Origin of the sequence: Hirschia litorea (assembly GCF_042665075.1) — a bacterium.
GTDB classification, from domain to species: domain Bacteria; phylum Pseudomonadota; class Alphaproteobacteria; order Caulobacterales; family Hyphomonadaceae; genus Hirschia; species Hirschia litorea.
Genome location: NZ_JBHTBR010000005.1, coordinates 966,590 through 978,140, shown reverse-complemented (window position 1 = coordinate 978,140; position 11,551 = coordinate 966,590). Strand labels below are relative to the sequence as shown.

The window sequence follows — 11,551 nt, the reverse complement described above, 5'->3', positions numbered from 1 at the left end:
CCCAAGGCAGCCTTTATGCTTGCCTTGGGCATGTTCATTCACTCATCAAATATTTTAATAACGCGCCAGTTTAAGACGTAGTTTCTGCAATGATTTGGGTGAGCAACCCACTAATTTTCATCACCACTGGATGATCTTCAGGTAAACCATTCTGTACCGCAATTTCTTGAATATTCGACACGGATACCACAACACCATTTGGGGTTTGACGCACTAAAGCTTTAAGTGGCAACTGCATTCCTAAAGCTGAATTTTCTTGCATCAGCAACGTGCCCGCTTTGGGATTTCCAAAAATATAAAGCGTGTTGGGTGCCAACTCCAACCCCGCCCCTTTAGCACCTGCGGCATGATCAATCACGGCAAATACCGTTAGCTTTCTTTTCTCAAAAGCAGCTTTGAGTTTTTGGTTAGTTTCTTCAAAATTACTAACACTCACCGTTCCTTGTATCTCGGATACAATGTGCTGATTATAATCTTGTGCATTTCCTGCACATCCAGATACCGCCACACCGCTCAATGCGACTCCAAGAACAATATTTTTCACGATCACATACCTTTACTAGAGAACCAATTCTGCAACTCAATTTGCTGCGCTTCATTCATACGCAGACCCAGCTTGCTACGTCTCCACAACACATCTTCAACGCGCGTCACAAATTCGTGTTCCACTAAATATTCAACTTCTTTAGCATATAACCCTTCGCCAAAATGCTGACCAAGGTCCGCGATCGAACTTGCTCCATTTAGTACCCGATCAATCCGGCTCCCATAACAGCGCAACATGCGACGCAAAACGTTCTGCTCCATCCAGCCATATTGGGCACGCATCCGCATTCCAAACGCTTCAAAATCTGCATTGGGAATATCACCCCCTGGCAGAGATTGCTCTTTTGTCCAATCCGCGCTCAGATTGGGGAATGCATCACTAATCGTTTTCATTACCCCTTCGGCTAATGTGCGATAGGTTGTGATTTTGCCTCCAAACACAGATAAGATAGGTGCTCCACCTTCTTTCTCGTATGCCAACACATAATCGCGTGTAACCTCAGAGACATTCTCATTCTGGTCATCATAAAGCGGTCGCACACCCGAATAGGTCGACACTATATCTTCACGCACAATCGCCTCTTTGAAATACTCATTAGCCCCTGAAATAAGATAATCAATCTCAGCTTCTGATATCTCAACTTTATCCTTATCCGCTGTATAGGGCTCGTCGGTTGTGCCGATGAGGGTAAGCCGCCCCTCCTGATAAGGAATAGCAAACATGATGCGACCATCACCATTCTGGAAGAAATAACTATGACTACCTTCAAACTTCTTCTCGATGATGATGTGCGATCCTTTTACCAGACGCACATGCTGCATATTGCGTCCCGGTTGAGCAATCTTCGCCACATCATCAACCCACGGTCCAGCGGCGTTAATCACAATTCGCGCTTCTACTTTTTGTATTTGCCCATCGGGCCTAGCGATATCAGCTTGCCACTGAGAATCTGAACGCGTTAGGCTTACACATTTACTTTGTGTCCACACATCAGCGCCCCGTTCTGCTGCATCAATTGCATTGAGTACAACAAGGCGTGCATCATCCACCCAACAGTCAGAATATTCGAAGGCAAATTTCAATTCAGGTTTTAAGGGATCAAATTTCTTACTTGATTTGCGACGCAAAACTTTCGTGGGTGGCAATAATTTTCTACCCCCCATATGGTCATACAAAAACAACCCAATGCGTACCAACCAAGCTGGGCGTTGTCCCTTCTGGTGCGGCAACACAAAACGCATCGGCCAAATAATGTGTGGTGCGGCTCGCAAAAGTACTTCACGCTCAGCAAGCGCTTTCCTCACAAGTGCAAAATCATAATGCTCAAGATAGCGCAAACCACCATGGATAAGTTTCGTGCTTGATGATGACGTGTGTTGTGCAAGGTCATCTTTCTCAACAAGCAAAACTTTCAAACCGCGACCAACAGCATCTCGCGCAATGCCCGCGCCGTTAATGCCGCCACCTACAATTAGCAAATCATATTTTTCTGTCGCGCGCGCCATATATCGGGCCTTCTGTCATATATACAATTCAGGGGGTATCAATAGTATATCAATCATAGTTCTATTGACGCTAAAGGCAAGCATTTACACCATAATAGTCTCAAACAGTGTGCATACGCCTACCTCGCTGCTTGATGTGGTGTATCAAAACCATATCTCAAGCCTCACACACCTAAACCACACACTAAACAGACGCTAACCTGCCCCCCTAGCAGACAGGTGTCTTATGACCTGCTTACGCCTATTTCGCGGTGTTTTCACCATGAAATAGCTCATCATATTGTGAAGCGACTTGGCCCAAATCAATCTCATTGAGAAAAGTGGAATAGGCCAAATAGGACAATAAATGCCGCATATCACTTACCCAAGGCGGCACAAAGCGCGGCTCATCTATCAGCTTGTTTGCAAGTAACATTTTCATCGCTTCAAGGTCGACAAGGTCAATTTTTCCTACAAATAACAAACGGATATAGGTCGCATCTCGCATCCTAACTGCTGTGCGTAAATAGTTGTGAACTTCTAATAATCCGCCCAGATAAATCGCATCTTTGGTGAAAGGCGCACCCCCTTCTACCATGCCCCCCCGCACAACTCGGCGCGCACTTTCAAATGCCTCAAACCGACGATCAGATGGATCACGTTCTCGAAAAAATTTATATAAATCAATAAAGTCCGCACCTTTTTCAGCCATATCAATGGCAATAACTCGATCCGATAATCGCTTTAATCGGGACGGGTCCAACGCTCCAGAGATAAATTCTGCAAACACCGCCAACCCTTCTTGGGTCCGTGAATTTCCAGGATGCCCTTCCCCTAAGAGTGGGAATTTAGCCTGTGATTGTCCATTGAAATTTGTCGCAATATGCACCAGCGCTTCATGCTGAAGAAGCTGAGTTACATCAAGGTCCGAGAACGAAGCATCTTCACGTAACTTTATATAATCACGTCCCGCTGCAGCCTTTCCAGAAACTTCATGCGTAACAATAACTTGGGGTGAATGCACACCAAAATATTTGGGCAGTTCTTCATCCAATAATTGCTTAAGCTTTTGTGCGGATATTTTGTCGGGTTTAACAAAATCATGCTGCCCCATATTAAAGTCATCCAACGTCTGATCCAAACGGTTTGCAAGCGCCAAAACAGCGCCATTTCGCCCCGCCACTGGCGATTCTGGGCCGCCATAAAGATCAAGAGAATGCTTATAAAAATCCTTTGTTCCAACTGCCGACATCATTGCAGCAGTCTGCTCAAACACACCCGCTAATCTATTGAGCCAATCATGAACAGGACTATCACCATCAACCAATTTACGCGCCGCCTTAATCCGCTCCAAAGACGGTTCAGGATCAATGCGCATATAAACTGGGCGCGGCAATTCCTTTTCACCACTCGCAAAAAACTGGTCTGCAAGTGAGCGGTTCCAACTCACGGTTTTCAAAACAGGTAAACGTTCTTCAGCTTCAAGCAATAGTGCCGCCGCCTGCTTCAATTTGATCAGCTCATTGCTAGAAATTTCAACCATATCAACCTGTCGTCACATTATTATGTTTAACTTATATCGAGCCTTTAGAAATCAAGTCCGTCAAGCTTAAACAATCACACCCCTAACGAAGCCTCTCCGAAATATCTTAGACCGCTTCTGATTGAAGATATCAGGGAACCTTTTATCGCTCAAAACAGTTAGGTTAACGCGAAAGTGATCATACCATACCGTACCTACTGACTTTTTTTGGTACATAGGAGTGCATATTGTAATTGAGACATGCCGTTATTCAGAAACCTGACAGGATAAGAACTTGCTTTCTGCCGATGCACACATAATCAACACGCCCTCCTCTTCCTTACAGGAAAAGTTTAACGATGTGAGGCAGCGCACGCTCGCTATATGCGAAACACTGTCTGATGCAGATGCAAATGCGCAATCCATGCCTGATGCCAGTCCTGCAAAGTGGCATCTAGCGCATACGAGTTGGTTTTTTGAAGAATTCATTTTGGTTCCCCATTTGGGAGACAGCATCCGTTTTGATCCAAATTTTGCTTTCCTCTTCAACTCCTATTACGAAGCAATCGGTACGCGGCAAGCTCGCGATAAACGTGGCCTTATTACGCGCCCAAGCTTAGATGAAGTGCGCAAATATCGCGCTTATGTCGATGGGAAAATCAATACCTTGTTTAAAGTTGGGGCTGTCAAAAGTGAACTAATCGCTTTGGGTATCGCGCACGAAGAACAACATCAGGAACTCATCCATACTGATATTTTGCACTTATTCTCTCACAGCCCACTTAAACCAGCCCTCCAACGCCCCTCACCTGAGATAAATAGCCAATCTCCATCACCGCTCACTTGGAAAGAATTTGAGCCAGAGCTAACCCATATTGGTATGTCAGCAGAACCAAATGACGCTTTTTCTTTCGACTGCGAATGCCCCGAACATAAAGTTTATATCGCACCATTTGCACTCGCCAATCGCGTAGTCACGAACGCAGAGTGGATAAAATTCATGGACGCAGGCGGGTATGAAAGCCCCCAATATTGGCTCTCCGATGGCTTCGCGACACTAAACTCACAACAATGGAAATCTCCCCTCTATTGGGAAAAGCATGATGGCCAATGGTGGACTATGACGCTGGAAGGCTTCCAACCAATTGATTTAAATGCACCTGTTTGCCACGTCAGCTTTTATGAAGCTGATGCATATGCAAGTTGGGCTGGCGCACGTCTCCCTACTGAAGCCGAATGGGAATACGCCGCCAAACAATCAAGCACCCAAAAAACATCGCTGGCCCCCACTCTAAAGCCAAAACCTCAAACGGGTGATGACCTCCTTGGCCTCTATTCTGACGTATGGGAATGGACGGGCAGCGCGTTCCTTCCCTATCCTGGGTTTCAGATAAATGACGGCGCGATTGGTGAATACAATGGCAAATTCATGAGTGGACAGATGGTTCTGCGTGGCGGCTCATGCGTCACTTCTCCAAACCACTCACGCGCCTCTTACCGCAATTTCTTTCATCCAGATAAACGTTGGCAATTTTCTGGCCTCCGCCTCGCAAAGGATATAGTCTAATGCTCGATATGGTTTCCCGTTCTGAATGTGAATTTTTCAATGATGTGATTGAGGGCATGTCAGCATCTCCCAAAACACTGCCCTGCAAATATTTTTACGACAAGCATGGGTCAGATCTTTTTGAAGAGATCACCCAGTTGCCAGAATATTATCCAACACGAACCGAATTGGACCTCCTTTCACTTGTCGCTTCAGAGATACGCGAATTTACAGCTGATGATATCCGCATCGTGGAATATGGCGCAGGTGCATTACGGAAGGTACGTCTCCTCCTCGATACGCTTGATAGTGCCAACACATATGTGCCGATAGATGTATCCAAAAGCTTCCTTCTGTCAGCCTCTCAAAAGCTCCAGGATGAATATCCCGACATTACGGTCCAACCTATTGTTGGGAGTTTCTTGGATCCAGATCTGAAAATACCGGCAAGCCAAACACCCTCATTAGGCTTCTTTCCTGGTTCGACACTAGGAAATTTGGATGACAAAGATATTCGCCTCTTTCTTAGCAAAGCGCGTAAACATCTTGGCCCAAATGGACAATTTTTATTGGGGGTGGATATCAATCAAGATCCTGACACACTCATCCCTGCATATAATGATGCCCAAGGGATCACCGCTGATTTCAACTTGAACTTATTGGCCCGTATCAACCATGAATTAGGTGCTAACTTTCAACTCAGCGCCTTCAAGCATGAAGCGAGATGGAATGCCCAACAGCATAAAATAGAAATGCATTTAGTGAGTGAAAAAACACAATCTGTTTCTATTGGGGGACACACCTTCAATCTCCTCAAAGATGAAAGCATTCACACTGAAAATTCACGCAAGTTCACATTGGAACAGATAGAAAAACTTGCAACTGCATCAAATTGGAAAATCCAAAATGTCTGGCAGTCACCCTCTCCCAGCATGGCCTTGGTATTGTTGAATTAAACAGACCCTCAATTCAACGCACTTCCTCCTTTGATACAAAAAATACCCTGACCCTTTTGAGGGGTCAGGGTAATAAGTGGGACGTCGGAGAGATTGAATATAAACTACTCAATCGGGAGATATGTCCTCTACATTGGCGCTAGACCATCACTACTTTCCCGGGCAGGTCTGCACACCATCCGCATCAGCAACGACGCGCACATCGCCAAGCCCAATAACTGAGCCAGCTTCTGCAGAAATTGATAAAATTGAGTCGAGCTGCGCCATATCAACACCTTGATCAGCAAAACAGCTCAAAGACACGCGCACTTCATTCCACACACCTGCTTGAGCATTTACATTTAATGCTGGCGCGCATTCGTCGGTGCGAGAACACCCAAGTTGAACTTGAAGATCCACATCATCTTCATTCAATGACGTAACCGCAAATGCTAACTCCATTGCTCCATTTGACTCTCTAAATAAATCAAATGGTGTGTCCGCATAAAATGCTGCTTTTGTCGTTGATGAGAGATCTGACTGCCACTCAAGTTTAAGCGCGTCTTCTTGAGCTAGATAGTCAACGCGCCCAACTTTGATATCTGTTGTTTCATTTGCAACTTCATATCCGTCAGCATTTACCGACACGAGTGACCAAGGGGATACGATCCCACCTTTCACAAAGACTTCACCCTTAGAGCCGGCTACTGACAGCTCGACACCAGCCTCCTCAGAGAGCTGAGGCACAGCCATAGCAGAGGCATAGGACAACCCATATCCTATATCAAATAACGGTTTGTCTTCTAATGCTTTGTCTGCATCTGCAGTTGCTGGCCATTTATAAGGCAAGCGCCCTGTAAATTCATAGGAAGGGTCGGTTCTAAATAGCATATCAGCGACACCACTCCCCTCACTTCCAGGAAGCCAAGCTGCAATAAATGCATCAGAATCATTGATTTGCGGGTTTGCCCATAATGTGCGCCCAGATAGGAATACTGATACGACAGACAATCCAGCATCCTTGAGTGTGCCAAGTGTCTCTGTATCAAATCCATTGTCTACGAAAGCAAGGTGCTCAACATCACCTTGAAACTCTGCATATGGGTCTTCACCATAAACAGCGATTACAGCATCTGGAGATATGCCCTCAGGGATGTCGCCATTTGCACTGAATACAACCTTACCGCCAGCAGGTTCAACTACATTCTTAATTGCATCAAGGACGCTTATTCCGTTAGGAAACAAATCGTTACTTGCACCACCACCTTGCCAAGACAGGGTCCAACCTCCAGCAACTTTTGAAATACTATTGGCCCCATCACCTATAACCAGCACAGTTTTACTCGCATCAAGGGGCAAAGTCTTGTCGTTGTTTTTCAACAAAACCATCGACTCTCGAACAGCTTGACGCGCAACAGCACGGTGCTCTTGGGATCCTAAAATACTTTCATCACCTGCAAATTTACGTTCGCTCGGCAGTCCTTTTTCAAAAATGCCTGACGCCAATTTCACGCGCAAAATTCGGTATACAGCATCATCCAGACGTTCTTGAGAAATCACACCTGATTTCACGTGAGCCAAGGTCGTTTCATATAATCCTTTCCAGCTGTCAGGGGCCATATACATATCAAGACCAGCATTAATCGCTTGGGGACAGTCAGTGTTCGTACATCCAGCCACCTGACCATGGCCGTTCCAATCCCCGACTATAAACCCTTGAAAATTCATTCTCTCTTTCAAAACACCCGTCAGTAGAGATTTGTTTCCATGCATTTTTTTGCCATTCCAACTTGAAAATGACGCCATAATTGTCTGAACACCAGATTCAACCGCACCAATATATCCAGCGGCATCTATGTCACGCAATTCTTCTTCGGTGATGTCTGCATCACCTTGGTCAATGCCTCCCTTGGTTGCACCATCACCAAGGAAGTGTTTCGCACTCGAAATCACACGACCAGGCCCCATAAACCCATCAGCCCCGTAAACACCTTGAAGGCCTTCAACGATACGAGATGAATATTGGCTTGTAATCTCAGGCGATTGTGAAAAACCTTCATACGTACGGCCCCAGCGTGCATCTCTTGGTACAGCCAGCGTTGGCGCGAACGTCCAATCATGACCAGAAACGATGAGCTCTTTTGCTGTCACCTCTGAAATTTTTTCAATCAAATCAGGGTTATTCGCTGCACCTAGACCAATATTGTGAGGGAAAACGACTGCGCCATCTAAATTCGCGTGTCCATGGACTGCATCAATGCCCCAAATAAGAGGGATAGCCACCTCTACGCCTTCAGGATCAATAGAAGCGGTAAAATAAGCATCCGCAGCCTCAAGCCAAGCTTGTGTAGGTGCGTGCGGCAAATCCCCAGGAGCAGAACTTCCTCCACTCAACACTGAACCTAAACGATACTGTTTGACTTCTTCAGGCGTAATAGAATCGCTATCAGCTTGAATAACCTGTCCAACTTTCTGTTCTAACGTCATTTTAGAGAGAAGTTCAGCGGCACGCTGCTCTACTTCTTGATCTAAAGGCAATGCATCAAGCGCTGGCCAAAGGTCAGGCGTCGCAACCCCTTCCTTCCAAAGCACTTTCGTTTCTTCCATAGCATCAACACTTTTTGTTGGAACATCTGATTCAGCACATGCAAATAGTGCAGTGCTCATCATGCAAGCAGCCATAAATTTCAGTTTAAACGTCGTACCCATTGCACTTCCCTATCTACATTTTGAGGGAGTACACAAAATTTTGACTACGTTGTCAAGAAACAGAATGTCTTTCACTTTTCGATTCTTCAGCTGGTTAAAGTAAGAAGTTAGCTTTCTTGAAATATGTTGTGTTTTACAAAAGCACACCTATAGTAAATGGTATATCTTTTATGTTCGCTTATATTCGCTGCGAACTCCCCTCTGTGGAATTTCCATTATGGCCAATCTAGGCTTACACTTAAGTATCTCTACGGACCTCAAGCGCAAAATCGGAATGTGGCTCTTATTGGTCGCAGTTGGATGCACGGGATCTGGCCAAACAATGCTGTTTGCCATTCTTCCACCACTCGCGCGTGACCTTGGCCTAAAAGAATTTCAGGTTGGCACCATCTTTACCTTATCAGCGATTGTTTTCACGCTCGCTGGTCCGTGGTGTGGCCGTAAAAGTGACCAATATGGAAGGCGGCCCTTTATTTTATTAGGAATGGCCGGATTCGTTCTTTCCACATTCGCTTTTGCTGGTCTGTTGGAATATGGCATTCTTGGCGGCTTACATGGTGTTACGCTCTACATCGTTTTGATGTTAGTTCGCAGCGTTTCCGGCCTATTCTCAGCTGCTTCCGCATCAGCAAGCACTGCATATATCGCAGATAGAACTCCTTTAGACCAACGCGCCTCCGGCATGGCGAAATACGCCGCAGCCTATGGATTAGGAACAGTTCTTGGTCCTGCTTCCGCTGGATATTTATCGGTCTTCGGAGCGGTTATGCCTCTTTTCATCATGGCAGCTATAGGCGCGATAACATTTGCTCTACTCGGTTATTTCTTAGTGGAAGAAACACCGCCCAAGGCTCAAAAAGAATCGCCTCGTATGAAGATTTCTGACAACCGAATATTCCGGTTGCTGGGTTTTAACCTACTTTCAGGTTGCGCAATCTCAATTCCCGTTCAAATTATTGGCTTCTATATTATTGATGCCTTCAACATGTCCCCTGATGACGCTCAAAAAGCGGTTGGAACGGCTTTAACTGCATCCGCCATTTCCTCTCTCGCCGGACAGATCATTCTTATCCAAAAACTAAAACTCCCCCCTTCTCGACTTATGGCGATCGGGCCTTTGGGGCTTGTAATTGGCAATAGCTTTATAAGTGCTTCCTCCACGTTTGAAATGCTTTTGGTAGGCATGTTCATTACAGGACTGGGTAGCGGATTACTCATGCCAGGAACTATCGCCGCCATATCCATGCGTATCTCTCCAACGGAGCAAGGCAGCGCGTCTGGTTTGGCAATCGCAGCTGGTGCGATTGGATTTATTTTCTCACCCGTTTTTGCCTTTGGTCTCTACAATATACATACAATGGGACCGTTTATATTTGTTGGTGCTTTAGGCGCAATCATGATGCTTCCCTTTTGGAGAGCTCAGAAAATAGACAATATATCACAATCGCCACCCCCCATAGTTTAGCCCTTAAACGCCGAATTAATTTTAGAAATATGCAGTTTCTTATTCAATTTCGGAACGAGACATGATTTGAATAAGGAGCAATCGTAACACTGATAAGAGGCAAGGTATGGCGAATTTTTCACCCAAAGATAATGGGAAAGCCTTTCGCACAGCGCTTAGTCGCTTCTCAACAGGTGTCACGATAGTAACGGCCAACACACCAGCTGGCCCCATTGGTATAACAGCCAATAGCTTTTCGAGCCTATCCCTATTGCCGCCTTTAATTATGTGGGCACCTGCCAAATGCTCAACGCGCTACGACGCCTTTATCAATGCGTCTCATTTTGCAGTGCATGTTCTTACCTTTGCGCAAAAAAACATATGCCACGCTTTCGCTTCAAATAAGGACAGTTTTCAAGAATTCCCGCATTATATGAATGACGAGAATGTTCCCATTCTCGAAAACTGCCTCGCAACCTTTGAATGCAAAACGCACAACATCCATGACGCTGGAGATCATTCCATCGTCATTGGACAAGTTTACTTAGCGCATCAACAAGAAGGCGAAGCCCTGATCTTTTCACAAGGTCAATTCATAAAGGCGAAAAGCACCTAATCAGAAAACCTCGTTGCTCGCCAAACTCTGATCATTTGCTAAAATAGGCATTGGCGGATCAACGGGATTCCCTAATTCTTGGCCAAGCCCTTGATGTATCAGCGTCGCGATGCTTTTCGCCAATTGTTCCCGCGTGGCCTCAATCTTACCTGATGCGTGGGCTTCAAGAGCCGTGTTGATAGCTCCAGAATAGAAAAACATAGATATCTGCAAATCTAATGGCGTCATTCCCGAGGTCGGTACACGATCCGCGCGAACTAATAAAATACGCATGCTATAGGAACGCATCAATTCAAGTGCTTCGTCACCAGCGCGCCCAGAAGCTGCGCTTAACAAGATACAATTATTGTTTTGAAGCATCTCCATATAATAGACGAGGCTAGCTTCAATTCGCTCCATTGAAGTCATGGACTGATCGACATCAATTCTTTGAAACTCAGCCACCATCTTCTTCATAAGCTCGTGCACATACTCGATCACTATCGCCTGCACGTCTTTATAATTGGAGTAAAAAGTCGGACGTGTAACATCCGCTTCTCTTGCGAGTTCTTCTATTGTAATCTTCTCGAGACTTTTTCGCTCTAGCAAAACCGCAAGCGACTTCTTTAATTTCTCACGGCTCTTAATTCTACGTCCGTCTAGTTTAGTAATCTTCCCAGTATTCATTGTCACAAACCGCCCCTCCAGTTTGGGTCCCTTAAATGGCACCTCTATTTGTTTTAATAACTCCAACCTCTACTCTAATCAC

At 45.4% G+C, this 11,551-nt stretch carries 9 protein-coding genes; 4 read left to right on the top strand and 5 right to left on the bottom strand.

From position 1 onward, the window contains the following. Positions 1-70 precede the first annotated feature (70 nt). From ACFQS8_RS13295 to ACFQS8_RS13285, 3 genes are all read right to left on the bottom strand, one after another. Positions 71-544: a DUF302 domain-containing protein gene (locus ACFQS8_RS13295; RefSeq protein WP_382168158.1), complete on the bottom strand. Its 474-nt coding sequence runs from the start codon at positions 542-544 to the stop codon at positions 71-73. Positions 545-546: 2 nt separating this feature from the next. Further along, entirely contained in the window at positions 547-2,052 is a 1,506-nt protein-coding gene (locus ACFQS8_RS13290; protein ID WP_382168156.1) for a glycerol-3-phosphate dehydrogenase, read from the bottom strand. 241 nt (positions 2,053-2,293) lie between these two features. Beyond that, positions 2,294-3,574 carry a flavohemoglobin expression-modulating QEGLA motif protein gene (locus tag ACFQS8_RS13285; protein WP_382168155.1) on the bottom strand — a complete coding sequence of 427 codons (1,281 nt, stop codon included), beginning with the start codon at positions 3,572-3,574 and terminating at the stop codon, positions 2,294-2,296. Positions 3,575-3,848: 274 nt separating this feature from the next. On the opposite strand from ACFQS8_RS13285, the gene egtB reads away from it, so the two are divergent. Both egtB and egtD read left to right on the top strand, forming a co-directional pair. Then, positions 3,849-5,120: an ergothioneine biosynthesis protein EgtB gene (gene egtB, locus ACFQS8_RS13280; protein WP_382168153.1), complete on the top strand. Its 1,272-nt coding sequence runs from the start codon at positions 3,849-3,851 to the stop codon at positions 5,118-5,120. Beyond that, complete coding sequence (egtD, locus tag ACFQS8_RS13275) at positions 5,120-6,055, top strand: L-histidine N(alpha)-methyltransferase (protein ID WP_382168151.1); 936 nt, start codon at positions 5,120-5,122, stop codon at positions 6,053-6,055. The genes egtB and egtD overlap by 1 nt, the downstream gene beginning before the upstream one ends. Before the next feature lie 150 nt (positions 6,056-6,205). On the opposite strand, the gene ACFQS8_RS13270 is transcribed toward egtD, so the two are convergent. After that, positions 6,206-8,743 carry a glycoside hydrolase family 3 protein gene (locus ACFQS8_RS13270; protein ID WP_382168149.1) on the bottom strand — a complete coding sequence of 846 codons (2,538 nt, stop codon included), beginning with the start codon at positions 8,741-8,743 and terminating at the stop codon, positions 6,206-6,208. A gap of 217 nt (positions 8,744-8,960) precedes the next feature. On the opposite strand from ACFQS8_RS13270, the gene ACFQS8_RS13265 reads away from it, so the two are divergent. Continuing rightward, on the top strand, positions 8,961-10,208 hold the full coding sequence (locus ACFQS8_RS13265) for an MFS transporter (RefSeq protein WP_382168147.1): 1,248 nt from the start codon (positions 8,961-8,963) through the stop codon (positions 10,206-10,208). A gap of 106 nt (positions 10,209-10,314) precedes the next feature. Continuing rightward, entirely contained in the window at positions 10,315-10,803 is a 489-nt protein-coding gene (locus ACFQS8_RS13260; protein WP_382168145.1) for a flavin reductase family protein, read from the top strand. Here ACFQS8_RS13260 and ACFQS8_RS13255 read toward each other — a convergent pair whose 3' ends face one another. Continuing rightward, positions 10,804-11,469 (bottom strand): TetR/AcrR family transcriptional regulator, encoded by a 666-nt coding sequence (locus tag ACFQS8_RS13255; protein WP_382168637.1) that lies wholly within the window; start codon positions 11,467-11,469, stop codon positions 10,804-10,806. Between the last annotated feature and the right edge of the window lie 82 nt (positions 11,470-11,551).

What these genes read in the sequence shown, in the direction of transcription:
- ACFQS8_RS13290 (WP_382168156.1), bottom strand. Translation starts at nt 2,052, where the DNA reads ATGGCGCGCGCGACAGAAAAATATGATTTGCTAATTGTAGGTGGCGGC.
- ACFQS8_RS13285 (WP_382168155.1), bottom strand. Translation starts at nt 3,574, where the DNA reads ATGGTTGAAATTTCTAGCAATGAGCTGATCAAATTGAAGCAGGCGGCG.
- egtD (WP_382168151.1), top strand. Translation starts at nt 5,120, where the DNA reads ATGCTCGATATGGTTTCCCGTTCTGAATGTGAATTTTTCAATGATGTG.
- ACFQS8_RS13270 (WP_382168149.1), bottom strand. Translation starts at nt 8,743, where the DNA reads ATGGGTACGACGTTTAAACTGAAATTTATGGCTGCTTGCATGATGAGC.
- ACFQS8_RS13265 (WP_382168147.1), top strand. Translation starts at nt 8,961, where the DNA reads ATGGCCAATCTAGGCTTACACTTAAGTATCTCTACGGACCTCAAGCGC.
- ACFQS8_RS13260 (WP_382168145.1), top strand. Translation starts at nt 10,315, where the DNA reads ATGGCGAATTTTTCACCCAAAGATAATGGGAAAGCCTTTCGCACAGCG.
- ACFQS8_RS13255 (WP_382168637.1), bottom strand. Translation starts at nt 11,469, where the DNA reads ATGAATACTGGGAAGATTACTAAACTAGACGGACGTAGAATTAAGAGC.